Raw genomic sequence first — 19,049 nt, forward strand, 5'->3', positions numbered from 1 at the left:
GTTACACCGGTGTGCGTGCGGCACAACGGGCGAGGCGAGGGTTCGTCCCGGATCCATATCGCGGGTTTGTTATTAGTTCGGGTTTCGCATGGGTTATGGCCTCGTTACCGACGACCGCTCACGCGAAGAGGGGCGGCACTATACCGATCAGTGCGGCGCCCGTCTGCACGGTTGTGGTGCAAGCGACGAAACGAAGCTTTGAAACACCCGACGTTACCGGCGTCGGGTTTGTGTGAAAGCTGATTGGCGGTCAGTTTTCATACATACGGTTCTCAGGTTCAAACAGTTAAAAAAAAGGGCTCGGGGAACGATCCCCAAGCCCTCAAAAGGTGAGAGGTGTCTAGTCCCTCGACCTGGTGAGCGGTGCTACAAGTAACGCGTCGGATCAGGCCTTCAGAGGCACCAGACGCGGAGCAATCATGTTTTCCGGGCGCAGGATGTCGGCGAGCATGGCTTCGTCGAGCAGACCTTCTTCGCGCACCAGTTCCAGTACGCCGCGGCCGCTTTCAAGGGCGATACGGGCGATGCGGGTGGCGTTTTTGTAGCCGATGTACGGGTTCAGTGCGGTGACCAGGCCGATCGAGTGTTCGACCAGTTCGCGGCAGCGCGCTTCGTTGGCGGTGATGCCGACGATGCAGTGCTCGCGCAGCATGTCCATGGCGCGTTGCAGCAGGCGGATCGAGTCGAGGATCTTGAAGGCGATCAGCGGCTCCATCACGTTCAGCTGCAGCTGGCCGCCTTCGGCTGCCATGGTCAGCGCCAGATCGTTACCGATGACCTGGAATGCCACTTGGTTCACGGCTTCCGGGATTACCGGGTTGACCTTGCCTGGCATGATCGAGCTGCCTGGCTGACGCGCCGGCAGGTTGATTTCGTTGATGCCGGTGCGCGGGCCGCTGGACAGCAGGCGCAGGTCGTTGCAGATCTTCGACAGCTTGACCGCGGTGCGCTTGAGCATGCCGGAGAACAGCACGAAGGCGCCCATGTCGGAAGTGGCTTCGATCAGGTCAGCGGCTGGAACCAGCGGTTGACCGCTGATCAGCGCCAGACGCTGTACGGCCAGGGCCTGGTAGCGCGGGTCGGCGTTGATGCCGGTACCGATCGCGGTGCCGCCCAGGTTCACTTCAGTCAGCAGTTCCGGGGCCAGCGTCTTCAGACGGGCCAGGTCTTCGCCCATGGTGGTGGCGAAAGCACGGAACTCTTGACCCAGGGTCATCGGCACGGCGTCTTGCAGCTGGGTACGGCCCATCTTCAGGACGTGGTTGAATTCTTCACCCTTGGCCGCGAATGCCTGAATCAGGCTGTCGAGGCTGGCCAGCAGCGCGTCGTGACCCAGCAGCAGACCCAGGCGGATCGCGGTCGGGTAGGCGTCGTTGGTCGACTGCGCCATGTTCACGTCGTCGTTCGGGTGCAGGTACTGGTATTCGCCTTTCTGGTGACCCATCGCTTCCAGCGCGATGTTGGCGATCACTTCGTTGGCGTTCATGTTGGTGGAGGTACCGGCGCCACCTTGAATCATGTCGACCACGAACTCTTCGTGGAAATCGCCGCGGATCAGACGGGCACAGGCTTCGCTGATGGCAGCGTGCTTGGCTTCGCTCAGGTGACCCAGCTCGCGGTTGGCGTCAGCGGCAGCCTGTTTGACCATCGCCAGACCGACAACCAGCTTCGGGTAGTGCGAAATCGGAACGCCCGAGAGACGGAAGTTGTTCACCGCTCGCAGGGTCTGGATGCCGTAATACGCTTGAGCAGGGACTTCGAGGGTGCCAAGCAGGTCGTTTTCTGTGCGGAATGATGCAGCGGAGGACATGATAGAAATCATCTCGATATGGACCCGGTCTGTGCCGGAACGCTGCGAATGCTAGGCTTGTGGGAATTTTTGGGCCAATGCTGTTAAACACTGCCCTATGCACATTCGGCATAATGCCCGTGTGACGCCGCGTGCGCGGCAGACGTGTGACCTGTTTTGGTGCGTGTCCGGGAGGACGTGATGAATCTGGAAAGCAAATGGCTCGAGGACTTCAGTGCTCTGGCCGCCACCCGCAGCTTCTCGCAGGCGGCCGAACGGCGCTTCGTGACCCAGCCGGCGTTCAGTCGGCGGATCCGCAGTCTGGAAGCGGCTCTCGGACTGACGCTGGTCAACCGCTCGCGTACGCCGATCGAGCTGACGGCGGCGGGGCAACTGTTCCTGGTAACCGCGCGTACCGTGGTCGAACAGCTCGGTGAAGTGCTGCGCCATCTTCATCATCTGGAAGGCGGGCAGGGCGAAGTGATCCAGGTCGCGGCGGCGCACTCGCTGGCACTCGGCTTCTTTCCGCGCTGGATCGCGCAACTGCGCAACGAAGGCCTGAACATCGCTACCCGGCTGGTCGCGACCAACGTTGGCGACGCGGTGCACGCGCTGCGTGAAGGTGGTTGCGATCTGATGCTGGCGTTCTACGACCCGGACGCCGCCATGCAGATGGACCCGGAAATCTTCCCGTCGCTGCACCTGGGCCAGACCGAAATGCTTCCTGTGTGTGCGGCAGATGCCAATGGCAAACCGTTGTTCGATCTGGAAGGCGAGGGCAGTGTGCCGTTGCTGGCGTACAGCGCCGGGGCGTTTCTCGGGCGTTCGGTGAATGGCTTGCTGCGCCAGCGTCAGCTGCGCTTCACCACAATCTATGAAACCGCCATGGCCGACAGCTTGAAAAGCATGGCGCTGGAAGGTCTCGGCATTGCCTGGGTGCCGCAACTCAGCGTGCGGGCTGAACTGGCCCGCGGTGAACTGGTGGTTTGCGGCGGCTCGCAATGGCATGTGCCGCTGGAGATTCGCCTGTACCGCTGCGCGCTGGTGCGCAAGGCCAACGTGCGGTTGTTGTGGCGCAAGCTTGAAGGTGGTGCGGCGGGCTCCTCATCTTGATGGAGCACTGATAGCGCGTAACGGAAAGCCGGGAATGAAGCAGGCGTGTATCTGCTTCAGCCCTCTTCATCATCATATTCGGGGCGCGGGACTGCTCGTGTCGGACCTGATGTTTTCTTTGCGTCCAGATAGGCTCGGATGTTCTCTCGGTTTTTATCACTGAAGCGATCGGCATCGTGGCGAAGTTCAGAAAAATCATCAGTCGGTTTCATGACTGTTTCACTCCACCAACCGTTGTATAAGACTTCGCTGTCTTGGTGTACTGCATTGAACATATGGCCAACTTCGTGAGCAGCGGTGCGACGTTTTTCTATTGAGGCTATACCCGCGTAGCCTGGCAAATCGGCAATTCCTAGTACTTGGCTATTGATAGCGCTGCGCGTCAGTAGCAAGAATTTGTTGAAGCGCGGGTTCAGATCTTTCCTCGGACGGTTGCGTCGGTAGTTGTCGACGGCGATTTTCCAGGCGCTCAGCGAAGTGCTGGCATCACTGTTTTTATACGGATGATTGGTCAGACCTGGCGCCTCTTCCGGGCTGATCAGGCGAATCAACATCTTGCGGCCGGAAATACTCTCCATTTCCTCGGAGAGCCACGAGAAACAATTTTCGTAAAGGTCGTCTTTACTGTAATCAGCCAAGTCCTGGTGGATGAAGACAAGTAGCGCCAGTGGTTCCTTGAACATGGTTATCCTTTTTATGATTTTGGTGCTTCGTCAGTTGGAATGACGTAGCCGGTTTGTGTTGAGTTTTGTGGTAAAGATGTGCTGTTGAATGTTTTTTGGATGCCCGGTTATTCAATTGAGTAGTGAGCGTCGGGAGTGGGTTGAATATAAACTATTAATCGTTGATTACTTTCTGGAGTGTTTTTGTTTTTATTGCGTGAAGTTAAGGGAAGTGTCGAAGTGCAGTCGCCATGCAATCAAGCGGGTGTTTTTTAAGTTGGGAAAATCCAAGGTGTATTCTTGATTTTTGAGTCAGTAAAGTCAGGTATTCAAGGCAGATGACAGATGGTCGCAACGGGGGCTGTTTATTGCTTTCTTTGCGGTATACTGCGCGGCCTTCGGCCGGTTCGTCCGGCCATTTTTCCTACAACAAGCCACGCATCCTGCGTGGCTTGTTGTTTTTGACGCGCCTGCGGGCGCCCAGAGAGAAGAGGCGCGACGATGAGTGCACTGGTTGGCGTGATCATGGGCTCCAAGTCCGATTGGTCCACCCTTAGCCACACCGCCGATATGCTGGAAAAGCTCGGCATCCCTTACGAGGTCAAGGTGGTTTCCGCCCACCGCACCCCGGATCTGCTGTTCCAGTACGCCGAAGAGGCTGAAGGCCGCGGCATCGAGGTGATCATCGCCGGTGCCGGTGGCGCAGCCCACCTGCCAGGCATGTGTGCGGCCAAAACCCACCTGCCGGTGCTGGGCGTGCCGGTGCAGTCAGCCATGCTTTCGGGCGTCGACTCGCTGCTTTCGATCGTGCAGATGCCGGCCGGTATTCCGGTTGCCACTCTGGCCATCGGCAAGGCCGGTGCGATCAACGCAGCCCTGCTGTCGGCGAGCATCCTGGGCGCCAAGCATCCGCAATTCCACGCGGTACTGAAAACCTTCCGTGCCGAGCAGACAGACAGCGTCCTGGACAATCCAGACCCACGTATTGCCTGAGGTTGTTGAGATGAAAATCGGTGTAATCGGTGGCGGCCAGTTGGGTCGCATGTTGGCCCTGGCGGGCACCCCGCTGGGCATGAACTTCGCTTTCCTCGACCCTGCGCCGGACGCTTGCGCCGCTGCGCTGGGCGAACACCTGCGGGCCGATTACGGCGATCAGGATCACCTGCGTCAATTGGCCGATGAAGTCGATCTGGTGACCTTCGAGTTCGAAAGCGTCCCGGCGGAAACCGTGGCGTTCCTTTCGCAATTCGTGCCGGTCTACCCGAGCGCTGAAGCCCTGCGCATCGCCCGCGACCGCTGGTTCGAAAAGAGCATGTTCAAGGACCTGGGGATTCCGACCCCAGCGTTCGCCGACATCCAGTCGCAAGCCGACCTGGACGCCGCCGTTGCGTCGATCGGCCTGCCGGCCGTCCTGAAAACCCGCACCCTGGGTTACGACGGCAAGGGCCAGAAAGTCCTGCGCAAGCCGGAAGATGTGGTCGGTACCTTCGCCGAACTGGGCAGCGTGCCTTGCCTGCTGGAAGGCTTCGTGCCATTCACTGGCGAAGTGTCGCTGATCGCCGTGCGCGCCCGCGATGGCGAGACGAAGTTCTATCCACTGGTGCACAACACCCACGACAGCGGCATCCTCAAGCTGTCGGTCGCCAGCTCCGATCACCCGCTCCAGGCCCTGGCCGAAGATTATTCCAGCCGCGTGCTCAAACAGCTGGATTATGTCGGTGTGATGGCGTTCGAGTTCTTTGAAGTCGACGGCGGCCTCAAGGCCAACGAAATCGCACCGCGCGTGCACAACTCCGGGCACTGGACCACCGAAGGCGCCGAGTGCAGCCAGTTCGAAAACCACCTGCGGGCCGTTGCCGGTCTGCCGCTGGGTTCGACCGCCAAGGTCGGCGAGAGCGCGATGCTCAACTTCATCGGCGTTGTTCCGCCGGTTGAAAAAGTCATCGCCATCGACGATTGCCACCTGCATCACTACGGCAAGGCCTTCAAGGCCGGGCGCAAGGTCGGTCACGCCAACCTGCGCTGCAAGGACAAGGCGACCCTCGAGCAACAGATTCTCAAGGTCGAAGCGCTGATCGCCGAGTAACGACAGTTTCATCTGGCAGCGGCGGAACCATTAAGGGGCCGCCGTTCTCTGATGGCAGGATGCGAAAGTCTGGCTAGGCTTCATCGCATATCTACCATTCAGAGGGAAATGCCATGGGAATTATCGGAACCATCTTTATCGGCCTCATTGTCGGCCTGCTGGCGCGGTTCCTGAAACCGGGCGATGACAGCATGGGCTGGATCATGACTATCCTGCTCGGTATCGGCGGTTCGCTGGCAGCCACCTACGGCGGCCAGGCCCTGGGCATCTATCAGGCCGGTCAGGGCGCAGGCTTCATCGGCGCACTGGTCGGCGCGATCGTGCTGCTGGTGATCTACGGCCTGATCAAAAAGAACTGATCCAAAGCGACAAAACCCTCTCTGCCAATCCGGCGGGGAGGGCTAAAATGCTCGGCGATTCAGCGTTTCCTCCTTACTTCGAGCATCCTTTACCGAGCACCTTCATGCGCCGTTTTCTGTTGACTCTCCTTTTGCTGGGCAGCGGTCTGGCCCACGCCGGCGATCTGCCGGAAACCGACTGGCTGGAACTGATGCCCAAGTCGGATCAGAAAGCCCTCGAGGCCATGCCTGAAATCGATCACAACTCCCCGGAAGCCACCGGCACCTTCACCCAGAAGGGCGGGATGAAGCAGGCCAAGGGTTTGCCGGCGGTGATGTATTCGACCAAGACCGTGGCGTCGATGAACGACAAACACATCCGCATCGGTGGGTATCCGGTGCCGCTGGAATCCGACGCCAAGGGTCGCAGCACGCTGTTCTTCCTGGTGCCGTACCCGGGCGCCTGCATCCATGTGCCGCCACCGCCACCGAATCAACTGGTGCTGGTGCGTTATCCAAAAGGCTTGAAGCTGGATGACATCTATACGCCGCTATGGGTGACCGGCACGCTGAAGATCGAAAAGGTCAGCAATGATCTCGCCGACGCGGCCTATGCGCTGGAGGCAGACAAGGTGCGGGTGGTGCAGGAATCGGATCTGTAATTCAGACCCGCAAAAAAAAACGCAGCCCCAGGGCTGCGATTTTTGTTTTCAGAGTGGCTGGCTGCCGACGCTGACACCCATGGTGTGACTGGCATCCGGCGCCAGGTTCATCACATCACTCATCACGTTCGCCGTCTCGATGCAGAGCATGCGCTGCCAGCCATCGTTGTCCATGTCGCTGAGCGCAGCGGCGCGGTCGATCCACGGGTTCCAGATCACCGCCGTGCGGGAGCCGGTGGTGGTCAGCACGATGCGCCGTTCCCAGGCCGGGTCGACGATGCTCAGTTGCGCAGGGGCGTCGAGGTAGATGCGGTCGGTTTCCCCGGCAAAACGCAGATCACCCTGCTGGGTGAAGGTTTTCCAGTCGTCCAGGGTCTCGATGTAATCCAGGCCATCCACGCCTTCGACGCGCACGTTGCGCACATCGCTGACCGCGAAATAGCTGTGCAGCGCCTGACTGATGCTGACGGTGTCGGTGCCACGGTTGTGGCTGGTCAGACTGATGTGCAACTGATCGTCGAGGCGCAGGGTCAGGGTCAGGTCGACCTGATGCGGCCACTCCGGAAAACCGCCCTCGGGGTAGGGCAGCTTGAATTCCACTTTCAGGCTTTCGCCTTCGGTTTCGATGCCGCCCAGTTCCCAATCCATCGCCCGGACAAATCCGTGGGCACCGGCCGGTTCTTCACTCGTGCGCATCGCCTGCACGTTCTGCGGGTTGCGTTCGAACTTGCCGAACCACGGCCAGCATACCGGCACACCGGCGCGGATGCTCTTGCCGGTCTTGAACACGGCCTTGTCGTTCAGCCAGATCAGGGGCGGCTGGCCGTCCACCTGATAACTGAGGATGTGCGCGCCTTGCTGGGCCACCAGCACTTCGGCCTGACCGTGGCGGATGCGCCAGCAGTTCAGTTCATCCAGTTTCACGGCTTCAACGTTGGGCGTGTTCATGGGACAACTCTCGATCAGCAACTTGGACAACTCTCGATCAGCAACTTGGACGACTATCGACCGTGAAACGGCCGCGAGGTTTAACGTGCGCGTGGCGGAACCGAACGGGTGCGGCCGCTGCCATCGATGGCGACGAACACGAACACCGCTTCGGTCACTTTACGCCACTCGCTGGACAGCGGGTCGTCGCTCCACACCTCGACCATCATCTGGATCGAGCTGCGACCGATTTCCAGGGTCTGGGTATAAAAGGACAATTGCGCGCCGACAGCCACCGGCACCAGAAACGCCATGCGGTCGATGGCCACGGTCGCGACACGGCCACCGGCAACACGGCTGGCCATGGCCGTGCCGGCCAGGTCCATCTGCGCCACCAGCCAGCCGCCGAAAATATCGCCGAAGCCGTTGGTTTCGCGGGGAAGCGCGGTGATTTGCAAGGCCAGGTCGCCTTGCGGGATCGGATCTTCTTGTTCGAGCTCTATCATGCCGGGGGGCCTCTGACCCGTGACTCTTCGTTGGGTATTGCTGGTGGTAGCCGTCTTCGGGAAAAACGATTCAGCACCGAACATACTACGTTCGTCACGTTTTCCATCAGGCGCCTAAGGAGAAACTCTGCGAAACCGGCTAATCCCGAGCAAGGGTCGGGCCAACGGCGTTTTCGCACAGCAACCCCTTACAAACCGGAGCAAGGTGGCGAGTATATCGATCGGTAGACTCCGCGACGACCGTCCGGTTCTGATTTCGACCGGCAAATACGCACCTCTATGTGCTTTTTCGAACAATTTGCTATGGTGCCGAACCTGCCCGAGCCACAGCCAGCGTTGTTGTGGCGGCAGATCCGACTATAAGAGAAGACCTTGCCATGACCACAGCGCCCTCGAGCCTCGCGCAGCCCGACCAACCCGCACGACCGTTGACCCGCAATGACTACAAGACTCTGTCGCTATCGGCCCTGGGGGGCGCGCTGGAGTTCTACGATTTCATCATCTTCGTGTTCTTTGCCACCGTGGTCGGCAAATTGTTCTTCCCGGCCGACATGCCCGAGTGGCTGCGCCTGATGCAGACTTTCGGCATCTTCGCCGCCGGTTACCTCGCGCGGCCGCTGGGCGGGATCGTGATGGCGCACTTCGGCGACCTGCTGGGGCGCAAGAAAATGTTCACCCTGAGCATTTTCATGATGGCCGTGCCGACCCTGATCATGGGCCTGCTGCCGACCTACGCGCAGATCGGCCTGTGGGCGCCGATTCTGTTGCTGTTGATGCGCGTCATTCAGGGCGCGGCGATTGGCGGTGAGGTTCCGGGGGCGTGGGTCTTCGTTTCCGAACACGTGCCCGGCAAGCACATCGGCTACGCCTGCGGCACTCTGACCAGCGGCCTGACGGCGGGTATCCTGCTCGGCTCGCTGGTCGCCACTGCGATCAACAGCATCTATACCCCAACGGAAGTCTCGGATTACGCCTGGCGGATCCCGTTCCTGTTGGGTGGCGTGTTCGGTCTGTTCTCGGTCTACCTGCGTCGCTGGCTGCACGAAACCCCGGTGTTCGCCGAACTGCAACAGCGCAAGGCGCTGGCCGAAGAAGTGCCGCTGCGCGCCGTGCTGCGTGACCACCGCGGGGCGATCGCGGTGTCGATGCTGCTGACCTGGCTGCTATCCGCCGGCATCGTCGTGGTGATCCTGATGACCCCGACCGTGCTGCAGACGGTCTATCACTTCTCGCCGACTACCGCGCTGCAATCCAACAGCCTGGCGATCGTGTTTCTGAGCTTCGGCTGCATCATTTCCGGTGCGCTGGCGGATCGCTTTGGCGCCGGTCGCGTGTTCGTATTCGGTTGCCTGGGCTTGCTGGCCAGTTCCTGGACGTTCTATCACAGTCTCGCCGATCACCCGGACTGGCTGTTCCCGCTGTACGCGCTGACCGGTTTCCTGGTCGGCACCATCGGCGCGGTGCCATATGTGATGGTGAAGGCGTTTCCGCCGGTGGTGCGCTTCAGTGGTCTGTCCTTCTCTTATAACGTCGCTTACGCGATCTTCGGCGGCCTGACCCCGATGGTCGTCAGCCTGCTGCTGAAAGAAAGCGCGATGGGGCCTGCCTACTATGTGGCGGTGCTGTGCGGGATGGGGATCCTGGTCGGCGCGTGGTTGTGGAGCAAAGGTCGCTAAGCCATCTTCACACTTGCCGTTACAACTGAAAGGCCAGCCTTCCGACAGGGATGCTGGCCTTTCATCCAATTGTCATATTTCAGCCATAGAGTGTTCACACGGCCTGCTGATACTTGGCCCCGACTTAACACACCCTATCTGCTAGGAGTAAGGCATGAAACTGAAGCGTTTGATGGCGGCAATGACTTTTGTCGCTGCTGGCGTTGCGACTGCCAACGCGGTTGCCGCTGTTGACCCTGCTATCCCGAGCTACACCAAGACCACTGGTGTGTCGGGCAACCTGTCCAGCGTCGGTTCCGATACCCTGGCCAACCTCATGACCCTCTGGGCTGAGAACTACAAAAAAGAATACCCGAACGTAAACATCCAGATTCAGGCCGCTGGCTCCGCCACCGCGCCACCTGCGCTGACTGAAGGCACCTCCAACCTGGGCCCGATGAGCCGCAAGATGAAGGACACCGAACTGGCGGCCTTCGAACAGAAATACGGCTACAAGCCAACCGCTATCCCGGTTGCCGTGGACGCCCTGGCTGTTTTCGTGCACAAGGACAACCCGATCCAGCACCTGACCATGGAACAGGTTGACGCGATCTTCTCGTCCACCCGTCTGTGCGGCGCCAAGGCCGACGTGAAAACCTGGGGTGACCTGGGCGTGACCGGCGACCTGGCCAACAAGCCGGTTCAACTGTTCGGTCGCAACTCGGTATCCGGCACCTACGGCTACTTCAAGGAAGAAGCCCTGTGCAAAGGCGACTACAAGCCTAACGTCAACGAACAACCAGGCTCGGCTTCGGTCGTGCAGTCGATCAGCTCCTCGCTGAACGGCATCGGTTACTCGGGCATCGGCTACAAGACCGCCAGCGTGAAAACCGTTGCTCTGTCGAAGAAGGGCAGCACTGACTTCATCGAAGACACCGAAGAAAACGCCCTGAACGGCAAATACCCGCTGTCGCGTTTCCTGTACGTGTACGTCAACAAGGCCCCGAACAAGCCTCTGGCCCCGCTGGAAGCCGAGTTCGTGAAACTGGTTCTGTCGAAACAGGGCCAGGAAGTGGTCGTGAAAGACGGCTACATCCCGCTGCCAGCCAAGGTTGCTGCAAAAGCACTGGCTGACCTGGGTCTGCAGGAAGGCGGCGCTGAAGTCGCAAAAAAGTAACAAACTGAGTCAGGGGTGAACCACGCCTGACTCCCGTGTGGGGCCCGGCCCGCAAGCGGCCCGGCCCCCACACTCCCCGAATTCTTCTATCCACTGCCAGTGCCCTGCTGGCGGCGGATTTGGTGCGTCACTGCATTGTCATCTTTCTGTCATACAGGATCGCTAGGGTGTGCGCATGAATGATCTGGCCAATTCCAAAATGACTACGAACCCTCCCAAGCGCATTGACTTCAATACGCCTGAGTTGCAACGCAAGCGCCGCATTCGCGCGCTCAAGGATCGCTTCACCCGCTGGTACGTCCTCGTCGGCGGTCTGGCGGTGCTGGCAGCCATCACCCTGATCTTCTTCTTCCTCGCCTACGTGGTCGCGCCGCTGTTCAAAGGTGCTGACCTGACTGCGAAAGATGCAATCACCCCGGCCTGGATGCAGGACGCCGGCAAGCCGCTGATGATTTCGCTCGAAGAGCAGAATCAGGTGGCCATGCGCGTTTCCGACAAGGGCCAGGCGCTGTTCTTCGACATCGACAGTGGCGCTGAATTGAAGCGCGTCGATCTGCCCCTGCCGGCAGGCGCCAGTGTGACCTCGATCGGCGAAGACCAGCCGGGCCATCCGCTGGTGGCCGTGGGCCTGTCCAACGGCCAGGCGCTGGTGTTCCGTCACACTTATAAAGTCAGCTACCCGGATGGCAAGAAGACCATCACTCCGGCCATCGAGTACCCGTACGGCGAGACACCGATCGCACTCAACGAAAGCGGCGGTGCGCTGGAGCATGTCAGCCTCAATGCCACCGATTCGACCCTGATGCTGGTCGGCTCCACCGGTTCGCAACTCAATGTGCTGTCGCTGACCAGCGAAGAAAACATGATGACCGGCGAAGTCACCAACGAGCAGAAGCGGATTGATCTGCCGCAGATGACCGAGCCGGTGAAAAACATCTTCGTCGACCCGCGCCAGCAATGGCTGTACGTGGTCAACGGGCGTGCCCAGGCCGACGTGTTCAGCCTGCGCGACAAGAGCCTCAACGGACGCTACAAGCTGCTGGAAAACGCCGACGCCGAAGTCACCGCCGCCACGCAACTGGTGGGTGGCATCTCGCTGATCGTCGGTGACTCCAAGGGTGGTCTGGCCCAGTGGTTCATGGCCCGCGACACCGATGGCGAACTGCGCCTGAAGCAGATCCGCACCTTTCAGATGGGCACCACGCCGATCGTGGAAATCTCCGCCGAAGAACGTCGCAAGGGCTTCCTGGCCCTGGATGCCAGCGGCAAGCTCGGCGTGTTCCACAGCACCGCGCACCGCACCTTGCTGGTCGATCAAGTCGTCGAAGGCCAGGGCCTGTTCGGCCTGTCGCCGCGCGCCAACCGCGTGATCGTCGAAGCCGGCGGCAAGCTGCAACCGCTGCTGCTCGACAACCCGCACCCGGAAGTTTCGTGGAGCGCGCTGTGGAGCAAGGTCTGGTACGAGAACTACGACGAGCCTAAATACGTCTGGCAATCGACTGCGGCCAACACCGATTTCGAACCGAAACTGAGCCTGTCGCCACTGACCTTCGGCACCCTGAAAGCCGCGTTCTACGCGATGCTGCTGGCTGCACCGCTGGCCGTCGCCGCTGCGATCTACACCGCGTACTTCATGGCCCCGGGCATGCGCCGCAAGGTCAAGCCGGTGATCGAGCTGATGGAAGCGATGCCGACGGTGATCCTTGGTTTCTTCGCCGGTCTGTTCCTCGCACCGTATGTAGAAGGGCATCTGCCGGGCATCTTCAGCCTGCTGATGCTGCTGCCGATCGGCATTCTGATCGCCGGTTTCACCTTCAGCCGCCTGCCTGAATCGATCCGCCTGAAAGTCCCGGACGGCTGGGAAAGTGCGCTGCTGATTCCGGTGATCCTGTTCGTGGGCTGGCTGTCGCTGTACATGAGCCCGTTCATGGAGAACTGGTTCTTCGGCGGTGACATGCGCATGTGGATCTCTCACGACCTGGGCATCACCTACGACCAGCGCAACGCCCTGGTGGTCGGTCTGGCCATGGGTTTTGCGGTGATCCCGAACATCTACTCGATCGCCGAAGACGCCGTGTTCAGCGTGCCGCGCGGCCTGACCCTGGGCTCGCTGGCCCTCGGTGCCACGCCTTGGCAGACCATGACTCGCGTGGTGATCCTGACCGCCAGCCCGGGCATCTTCTCGGCGCTGATGATCGGCATGGGTCGTGCGGTCGGTGAAACCATGATCGTGCTGATGGCCACCGGCAACACTCCGGTCATGGAAATGAACCTGTTCGAAGGCCTGCGCACCCTGGCCGCCAACGTCGCGGTGGAAATGCCGGAGTCGGAAGTCGGCGGCAGCCACTACCGTGTGCTGTTCCTCTCGGCGCTGGTGCTGCTGTTGTTCACCTTCGTCATGAACACCCTCGCGGAACTGATTCGTCAGCGTCTGCGCAAGAAATACTCGTCGCTTTAAGCAAAGGTAGAAGTCTGTGAAACAGAACTCCCTGAAAGGATGGTTCAAGAGCGGCGCCCCCGGCGTCTGGATCAGCGGCGGCGCGGTGTCCATCGCGGTCATCATGACCATTGGCCTGCTGGCGGTGATCGCCGTGCGCGGTCTGGGTCACTTCTGGCCAGCGGATCTGATCCACGCCAGCTATGACGTACCGGGCCAGGGCCAGCATCTGGTCGTGGGCGAGGTGGTGCAGAAAGAAGAAGTGCCGCGCGCCCGTCTGAAGAGCGCCGGCCTGCCGGTGCCGGACGAAGGTCCGGAATTCATGACCCGCGAGCTGATCAAGGTCGGTAACCGTGACCTGAACGGCAACGACTTCACCTGGATCGTCGGCGAGTGGCTGACCGACCAGAAGAATCCGCCGGAGCTGATGGCGCTGGAGCGTCGTGAGTGGGGCAACTTCTACGGCTACCTGGTCAACGTCAAACAGGACGGCAAGGTGATCGCCGAAGGCGAAGCCGCCTGGCCTGAGCTGCAAGCGCGGATCGATCGCGTGAACAAACTTGCCGCCCAGCTCAAGACTCTGGAAAAAGTCGATATCGGTGCGATCAACGCCGGCCTCGAGCGCATCCGTCTGCACGGTCGCAAGCTGGAACTGGAAGGCAAGCTCGACGCCACCGCGCAAGCGGACATGGAATCCGAGCGCGCCGAGCTGAACGCCCGCTATCAGGACATCGAGGCTCGTCTGGCCGACCTGCACGCGCAGTTCAACCGTGACGCCTTGACCGCTCGTGATGCGAACGGCAAGGAAATTGAAATCGGCCTGGGCAAAGTGGTTCACGCCTACCAGCCGAACGCGATGGGTACGTTCACCAAGATCGGTTTCTACTTCAGCAAGGTCTGGGAATTCCTGTCCGACGACCCGCGTGAAGCGAACACCGAAGGCGGGATTTTCCCGGCGATCTTCGGCACCGTGATGATGACCCTGATCATGGCGATGATCGTGACCCCGTTCGGCGTGCTGGCGGCGGTATACCTGCGTGAATACGCCAAGCAGAACACCCTGACCCGGGTGATCCGGATCGCGGTGAATAACCTGGCGGGTGTTCCGGCGATTGTTTACGGCGTGTTCGGTCTGGGCTTCTTCGTCTACGTGCTGGGTGGCTCGCTCGACCGTCTGTTCTTCCCTGAAGCGCTGCCGGCACCGACCTTCGGTACGCCGGGTCTGCTCTGGGCTTCGTTGACCCTGGCGCTGCTGGCGGTGCCGGTGGTGATCGTGGCCACTGAAGAAGGTCTGGCGCGGATTCCTCGCACCGTGCGTGAAGGCTCGCTGGCTCTGGGCGCGACCAAGGCTGAAACCCTGTGGAAGATCGTTCTGCCGATGGCCAGTCCGGCCATGATGACCGGCATGATCCTCGCCGTGGCCCGCGCCGCCGGTGAAGTGGCGCCGCTGATGCTGGTGGGTGTGGTGAAACTGGCGCCGTCGCTGCCGGTGGACGGCAACTACCCGTACCTGCACCTGGATCAGAAGATCATGCACCTGGGCTTCCACATCTATGACGTCGGCTTCCAGAGCCCGAACGTCGAGGCCGCGCGGCCGCTGGTGTACGCCACGGCGCTGTTGCTGGTGCTGGTGATCGCCACCCTGAACCTGTCGGCGGTGTACATCCGTAACCACCTGCGCGAGAAGTACAAGGCGCTGGACAGCTGATCGCCGTCACAAGAATTGAAGGGCTGCCGGCCTGTATCCCGGCAGCCAACCGAACCGAATTTGTTAGCACAGGGGATCTCCCATGCAGCACGAAACACATACCCACGGCATCAACATGTCTGCCCTGGGCCGCGACAAGCAGAGCCTGAACCTCGAGCAGGAAACCGTGGCCATCGAAGTGCCGGGCCTGAGCCTGTTCTACGGCGAGAAACAAGCGCTGTACGACGTCAGCATGAACATCCCGAAACAGCGCGTGACCGCCTTCATCGGCCCGTCAGGCTGCGGCAAGTCCACGCTGCTGCGTACCTTCAACCGCATGAACGATCTGGTGGACGGCTGCCGCGTCGAAGGCGCGATCAACCTGTACGGCAACAACATCTACCGCAAGGGCGAAGACGTGGCCGAGCTGCGTCGCCGGGTCGGCATGGTGTTTCAGAAGCCTAACCCGTTCCCCAAGACCATCTACGAGAACGTGGTCTACGGCCTGCGCATCCAGGGCATCAACAAGAAGCGCATCCTCGACGAAGCCGTCGAGTGGGCGTTGAAAGGCGCGGCCTTGTGGGACGAAGTGAAAGACCGTCTGCATGACTCGGCACTCGGCCTGTCCGGTGGTCAGCAACAGCGTCTGGTGATCGCCCGCACCATCGCCGTGGAACCGGAAGTGCTGCTGCTCGACGAACCGTGCTCGGCGCTTGACCCGATCTCGACCCTGAAAGTCGAAGAGCTGATCTACGAGCTCAAATCCAAGTTCACCATCGTCATCGTGACCCACAACATGCAGCAGGCGGCGCGGGTGTCCGACTACACGGCGTTCATGTACATGGGCAAACTGGTGGAATTCGGCGACACCGATACCCTGTTCACCAATCCGGCCAAGAAGCAGACCGAAGACTACATCACCGGTCGTTACGGCTGACAGTTGCGGGTTATTCACAGAATTGACGCTGCGGCCCGCCGCACCTTACCGGACGCTCCAAGGACGCCAACATGATTAGTAAAGAAGGCCTTACCCATCACATTTCCGCGCAGTTCAACGCCGAACTGGAAGAAGTGCGCAGCCACCTGCTGGCCATGGGCGGGCTGGTCGAGAAGCAGGTCAATGACGCGGTCACCGCGCTGATCGAGGCCGACTCGGGCCTGGCCCAGCAAGTGCGTGAGATCGACGACCAGATCAACCAGATGGAACGCAACATCGACGAAGAATGCCTGCGCATTCTGGCCCGTCGTCAGCCTGCGGCCTCCGACCTGCGTCTGATCATCAGCATCTCCAAGTCGGTGATCGACCTTGAGCGCATCGGCGACGAAGCGACCAAGATCGCCCGCCGCGCGATTCAGCTGTGCGAAGAAGGCGAAGCGCCGCGCGGTTACGTCGAAGTGCGCCACATCGGTGACCAGGTGCGCAACATGGTGCGCGATGCGCTGGACGCGTTTGCCCGCTTCGACGCCGATCTGGCGTTGTCGGTGGCGCAGTACGACAAGATCATCGACCGCGAATACAAAACCGCTCTGCGCGAACTGGCGACCTACATGATGGAAGACCCGCGCTCTATCTCGCGGGTCTTGAGCATTATCTGGGTGCTGCGTTCGCTGGAGCGGATCGGCGACCACGCCCGCAACATCTCTGAGCTGGTGATCTATCTGGTGCGCGGCACCGATGTGCGCCACATGGGCCTCAAGCGCATGAAGGAAGAAGTTGAAGGGACAAGTGGTGAAACCGCTAATGTTCCGGGCGATGCTGACGATAAGTAAGATTGCCTGAGAAAAGCGCCCGGCCCTTTGGCCGGGCGTTTTTGTTTCTGCTTTTCATAGGCAGAACCGAATTAAAAAGCAGCACCCGCGAACGAAAAGTCCCGGCGTGACTGAAGAGTTTTGGCAATGTGCCATCAGCCAGCGTTATGCTTGCCGGGATTTTAATAGGGGTGTTGGATGAGCAAGATCAGTGTGTTGGTCGTGGACGATGCATCGTTCATTCGTGACCTGGTGAAAAAGTGCCTGCGTAATTACTTCCCGGGGATTCGCACCGAGGACGCCATCAACGGCAAGAAGGCCCAGGCCATGCTGGCCAAGGAAGCCTTCGACCTGGTGCTGTGCGACTGGGAAATGCCGGAAATGTCCGGCCTCGAACTGCTGACCTGGTGCCGTGAGCAGGACAATCTCAAGACCATGCCGTTCATCATGGTTACCAGCCGTGGCGACAAGGAAAACGTCGTGCAGGCGATCCAGGCCGGCGTCACCGGTTACGTCAGCAAACCGTTCACCAACGAGCAACTGCTGACCAAGGTCAAACAGGCTCTGAACAAGGTCGGCAAGCTCGACACCCTGATGAACAGCGCCCCGACCAAGATGAACTCGGCGTTCGGCAACGACTCCCTGAGCGCGTTGACCGGTGGCAAGGCTGCCGTGGTCGGTTCCGCACCCGCTGCTGCTGCGGCCAACCCGTTTGCCAAGCCTGCCGCGGCGGCCCCGGCACCTGCCGCCGCGCCACAGCGTGGCCTGCTCAACAGCCCGCCGGTGAAAGCTCCGGCAGCCTCCAGCGCTCCGGCCGGTGGTCGCGGTCAGGGCCAACTGCGCTTGCCGAGCGGCACCCAGCAATGCGTGATCAAGGCCCTGAGCATCAAGGAAGCGCTGCTGGTGGTGAAACGCACCGACACCCTGCCGCAGATCCTCGACAGCGCCGTGCTCGATCTGGAGCAGGGCGACAACGCCGAAATCGCCCGCCTCAACGGCTACCTGCACGCCGTCGTTGCCCACGAGCCGAAACCCGACAGCGACTGGCTGCAACTGACCTTCCGCTTCGTCGACCAGGACGCGCAGAAGCTCGACTACATCTCCCGCCTGATTGCTCGCGGTACGGCGCAGAAGCACTTCGTACCGGGCGCTTGATCTTCGTCGACTGACCGTCCGCCATCGCCAGCAGGCTGGCTCCCACAGGGTTCACACCGAACCTGTGGGAGCCAGCCTGCGGGCGATGGGACCATCAAAAGCACCACCCATCTCTCGCGCTGCCCAATTTGAAACATCTGTCGACTAGCCTGGTCTGCTTCAGCTGCTAGGCTCATTCCCAGGCCTTACTCGACAGAATTTTTGCCCATGCCCCTGCGCCTGCTGTTTTTTTGTGGTCTGTTCATGGCCTCCACCTCGACTGTGGCCATGACGATCTACAAATCCACCGATGCCAACGGAGTGGTTTCGTACAGCGACCGTCCGAGCAAAGGCTCCCAGGTGTTCGTGTTTCAGGACCGGATGGTCGAGCGCCTCGAGCGCCAGGTCTATCTCGACATCAAGAAGCAGAAGGGCGCGGACGTGGTGTTCGTGCGCAACGACCTGTACGCGCCGGTCGAGATTGCCCTGGCGTTTACCGGGATGAGCAACGTGCGCGGCGCGCCGGCGCAAACGATCCGCCGGGTGTTGCCGGCGCGCAGCAATACGCGGCTGGCGCTGCTGACGGCGGTGTCCGGTGGCAAGCCGCTGGTGTACACGCCGCAGTTCCATTATTCCCTCGGTGACCCGGCTGGCGCGGCTCAGGGCTATCGCTATCCGTTTCCGTGGCGTGGCGGGCCGTTTCGCCTCAGCCAGGGCGCCAACGGCGACTACAGCCACTTCGGGCCGAAGAACAAGTACGCGATGGACATCGCCATGCCGGTCGGCACGCCGATCATTGCGGCGCGGGCCGGGGTGGTGGTGAAGACCGAGAATTCCCAGAACGGGCGCGGCACCGATCCGTCCGGCAACTTCGTGCGGATACTGCACGACGACGGCACGATGGGTGTGTACCTGCATCTCAAGCAAGGATCGGTGAGTGTCCGGGAGGGGCAACGGGTTACGGTGGGCAGCCCGCTGGCGCTGTCAGGCAATACCGGCAACAGCAGCGGCCCGCACCTGCACTTCGTGGTGCAGCGCAATACCGGGATGGGGCTGGTGTCGATTCCGTATCAGTTCAACCGGCCGCTGGGGGCGTTGCCCAACTTTGCGTTGGGCAAGCAGTAAAC

General features: G+C 60.7%; 17 protein-coding genes. 13 read left to right on the top strand and 4 right to left on the bottom strand.

All coding sequences use genetic code 11. From position 1 onward, the window contains the following. Window positions 1-385: 385 nt before the first annotated feature. Window positions 386-1,810: an aspartate ammonia-lyase gene (aspA, locus tag JKA62_RS23955; protein WP_039765095.1), complete on the bottom strand. Its 1,425-nt coding sequence runs from the start codon at window positions 1,808-1,810 to the stop codon at window positions 386-388. A gap of 180 nt (window positions 1,811-1,990) precedes the next feature. Here aspA and JKA62_RS23960 point away from each other — a divergent pair, with 180 nt between their 5' ends. Beyond that, window positions 1,991-2,902: a LysR substrate-binding domain-containing protein gene (locus tag JKA62_RS23960; RefSeq protein WP_011336623.1), complete on the top strand. Its 912-nt coding sequence runs from the start codon at window positions 1,991-1,993 to the stop codon at window positions 2,900-2,902. A 56-nt stretch (window positions 2,903-2,958) separates the two neighbouring features. Here the strand turns inward: JKA62_RS23960 and JKA62_RS23965 are convergent, their stop codons facing one another. Next, window positions 2,959-3,585, bottom strand: a complete 627-nt coding sequence (locus JKA62_RS23965) for a hypothetical protein (RefSeq protein WP_011336622.1) — start codon at window positions 3,583-3,585, stop codon at window positions 2,959-2,961. A 480-nt stretch (window positions 3,586-4,065) separates the two neighbouring features. Between JKA62_RS23965 and purE the strand changes: the two genes are divergently transcribed. The 4 genes from purE to JKA62_RS23985 all read left to right on the top strand — a co-directional run bounded on the left by purE (window position 4,066) and on the right by JKA62_RS23985 (window position 6,650). Further along, on the top strand, window positions 4,066-4,557 hold the full coding sequence (purE, locus tag JKA62_RS23970) for a 5-(carboxyamino)imidazole ribonucleotide mutase (RefSeq protein ID WP_007954291.1): 492 nt from the start codon (window positions 4,066-4,068) through the stop codon (window positions 4,555-4,557). 10 nt (window positions 4,558-4,567) lie between these two features. Beyond that, window positions 4,568-5,650 carry a 5-(carboxyamino)imidazole ribonucleotide synthase gene (locus JKA62_RS23975; protein WP_011336621.1) on the top strand — a complete coding sequence of 361 codons (1,083 nt, stop codon included), beginning with the start codon at window positions 4,568-4,570 and terminating at the stop codon, window positions 5,648-5,650. 113 nt (window positions 5,651-5,763) lie between these two features. Beyond that, complete coding sequence (locus JKA62_RS23980) at window positions 5,764-6,009, top strand: GlsB/YeaQ/YmgE family stress response membrane protein (protein ID WP_003229635.1); 246 nt, start codon at window positions 5,764-5,766, stop codon at window positions 6,007-6,009. A 104-nt stretch (window positions 6,010-6,113) separates the two neighbouring features. Further along, entirely contained in the window at window positions 6,114-6,650 is a 537-nt protein-coding gene (locus tag JKA62_RS23985) for a DUF3299 domain-containing protein (protein WP_201819780.1), read from the top strand. Window positions 6,651-6,698: 48 nt separating this feature from the next. On the opposite strand, the gene JKA62_RS23990 is transcribed toward JKA62_RS23985, so the two are convergent. Then, window positions 6,699-7,598 carry a D-hexose-6-phosphate mutarotase gene (locus JKA62_RS23990; RefSeq protein ID WP_011336619.1) on the bottom strand — a complete coding sequence of 300 codons (900 nt, stop codon included), beginning with the start codon at window positions 7,596-7,598 and terminating at the stop codon, window positions 6,699-6,701. Window positions 7,599-7,678: 80 nt separating this feature from the next. After that, window positions 7,679-8,083: an acyl-CoA thioesterase gene (locus tag JKA62_RS23995; protein WP_003229628.1), complete on the bottom strand. Its 405-nt coding sequence runs from the start codon at window positions 8,081-8,083 to the stop codon at window positions 7,679-7,681. Window positions 8,084-8,460: 377 nt separating this feature from the next. On the opposite strand from JKA62_RS23995, the gene JKA62_RS24000 reads away from it, so the two are divergent. The 8 genes from JKA62_RS24000 (at window position 8,461) to JKA62_RS24035 (ending at window position 19,047) form a co-directional block, all read left to right on the top strand. Then, window positions 8,461-9,759, top strand: coding sequence for an MFS transporter (locus JKA62_RS24000; RefSeq protein ID WP_011336617.1), 1,299 nt, complete (start codon window positions 8,461-8,463; stop codon window positions 9,757-9,759). Between the two features lie 154 nt (window positions 9,760-9,913). Next, the gene (locus JKA62_RS24005; RefSeq protein ID WP_011336616.1) at window positions 9,914-10,915 is read left to right on the top strand and encodes a phosphate ABC transporter substrate-binding protein PstS; all 1,002 of its coding nucleotides are present in this window, start codon (window positions 9,914-9,916) and stop codon (window positions 10,913-10,915) included. A 424-nt stretch (window positions 10,916-11,339) separates the two neighbouring features. After that, window positions 11,340-13,373 carry an ABC transporter permease subunit gene (locus tag JKA62_RS24010; protein WP_170928910.1) on the top strand — a complete coding sequence of 678 codons (2,034 nt, stop codon included), beginning with the start codon at window positions 11,340-11,342 and terminating at the stop codon, window positions 13,371-13,373. 16 nt (window positions 13,374-13,389) lie between these two features. Continuing rightward, complete coding sequence (pstA, locus tag JKA62_RS24015) at window positions 13,390-15,060, top strand: phosphate ABC transporter permease PstA (protein WP_011336614.1); 1,671 nt, start codon at window positions 13,390-13,392, stop codon at window positions 15,058-15,060. Between the two features lie 82 nt (window positions 15,061-15,142). Continuing rightward, window positions 15,143-15,976 carry a phosphate ABC transporter ATP-binding protein PstB gene (pstB, locus tag JKA62_RS24020; RefSeq protein WP_065258233.1) on the top strand — a complete coding sequence of 278 codons (834 nt, stop codon included), beginning with the start codon at window positions 15,143-15,145 and terminating at the stop codon, window positions 15,974-15,976. A 71-nt stretch (window positions 15,977-16,047) separates the two neighbouring features. After that, window positions 16,048-16,809, top strand: a complete 762-nt coding sequence (gene phoU, locus JKA62_RS24025) for a phosphate signaling complex protein PhoU (RefSeq protein ID WP_007954334.1) — start codon at window positions 16,048-16,050, stop codon at window positions 16,807-16,809. Window positions 16,810-16,986: 177 nt separating this feature from the next. Further along, window positions 16,987-17,943, top strand: coding sequence for a response regulator (locus tag JKA62_RS24030; RefSeq protein WP_011336612.1), 957 nt, complete (start codon window positions 16,987-16,989; stop codon window positions 17,941-17,943). Window positions 17,944-18,150: 207 nt separating this feature from the next. Then, window positions 18,151-19,047: a peptidoglycan DD-metalloendopeptidase family protein gene (locus tag JKA62_RS24035; protein WP_011336611.1), complete on the top strand. Its 897-nt coding sequence runs from the start codon at window positions 18,151-18,153 to the stop codon at window positions 19,045-19,047. Window positions 19,048-19,049: the final 2 nt, after the last annotated feature.

This window comes from Pseudomonas sp. B7 (assembly GCF_016735645.1).
Lineage (GTDB): Bacteria > Pseudomonadota > Gammaproteobacteria > Pseudomonadales > Pseudomonadaceae > Aquipseudomonas > Aquipseudomonas glycinae.

What these genes read in the sequence shown, in the direction of transcription:
- JKA62_RS23980 (WP_003229635.1), top strand. Translation starts at nt 5,764, where the DNA reads ATGGGAATTATCGGAACCATCTTTATCGGCCTCATTGTCGGCCTGCTG.
- phoU (WP_007954334.1), top strand. Translation starts at nt 16,048, where the DNA reads ATGATTAGTAAAGAAGGCCTTACCCATCACATTTCCGCGCAGTTCAAC.
- JKA62_RS23995 (WP_003229628.1), bottom strand. Translation starts at nt 8,083, where the DNA reads ATGATAGAGCTCGAACAAGAAGATCCGATCCCGCAAGGCGACCTGGCC.
- JKA62_RS23965 (WP_011336622.1), bottom strand. Translation starts at nt 3,585, where the DNA reads ATGTTCAAGGAACCACTGGCGCTACTTGTCTTCATCCACCAGGACTTG.
- JKA62_RS23960 (WP_011336623.1), top strand. Translation starts at nt 1,991, where the DNA reads ATGAATCTGGAAAGCAAATGGCTCGAGGACTTCAGTGCTCTGGCCGCC.
- JKA62_RS24000 (WP_011336617.1), top strand. Translation starts at nt 8,461, where the DNA reads ATGACCACAGCGCCCTCGAGCCTCGCGCAGCCCGACCAACCCGCACGA.
- JKA62_RS23985 (WP_201819780.1), top strand. Translation starts at nt 6,114, where the DNA reads ATGCGCCGTTTTCTGTTGACTCTCCTTTTGCTGGGCAGCGGTCTGGCC.
- JKA62_RS23975 (WP_011336621.1), top strand. Translation starts at nt 4,568, where the DNA reads ATGAAAATCGGTGTAATCGGTGGCGGCCAGTTGGGTCGCATGTTGGCC.
- pstB (WP_065258233.1), top strand. Translation starts at nt 15,143, where the DNA reads ATGCAGCACGAAACACATACCCACGGCATCAACATGTCTGCCCTGGGC.
- JKA62_RS23990 (WP_011336619.1), bottom strand. Translation starts at nt 7,598, where the DNA reads ATGAACACGCCCAACGTTGAAGCCGTGAAACTGGATGAACTGAACTGC.
- purE (WP_007954291.1), top strand. Translation starts at nt 4,066, where the DNA reads ATGAGTGCACTGGTTGGCGTGATCATGGGCTCCAAGTCCGATTGGTCC.
- JKA62_RS24030 (WP_011336612.1), top strand. Translation starts at nt 16,987, where the DNA reads ATGAGCAAGATCAGTGTGTTGGTCGTGGACGATGCATCGTTCATTCGT.
- JKA62_RS24035 (WP_011336611.1), top strand. Translation starts at nt 18,151, where the DNA reads ATGCCCCTGCGCCTGCTGTTTTTTTGTGGTCTGTTCATGGCCTCCACC.
- aspA (WP_039765095.1), bottom strand. Translation starts at nt 1,810, where the DNA reads ATGTCCTCCGCTGCATCATTCCGCACAGAAAACGACCTGCTTGGCACC.
- JKA62_RS24005 (WP_011336616.1), top strand. Translation starts at nt 9,914, where the DNA reads ATGAAACTGAAGCGTTTGATGGCGGCAATGACTTTTGTCGCTGCTGGC.
- JKA62_RS24010 (WP_170928910.1), top strand. Translation starts at nt 11,340, where the DNA reads ATGCAGGACGCCGGCAAGCCGCTGATGATTTCGCTCGAAGAGCAGAAT.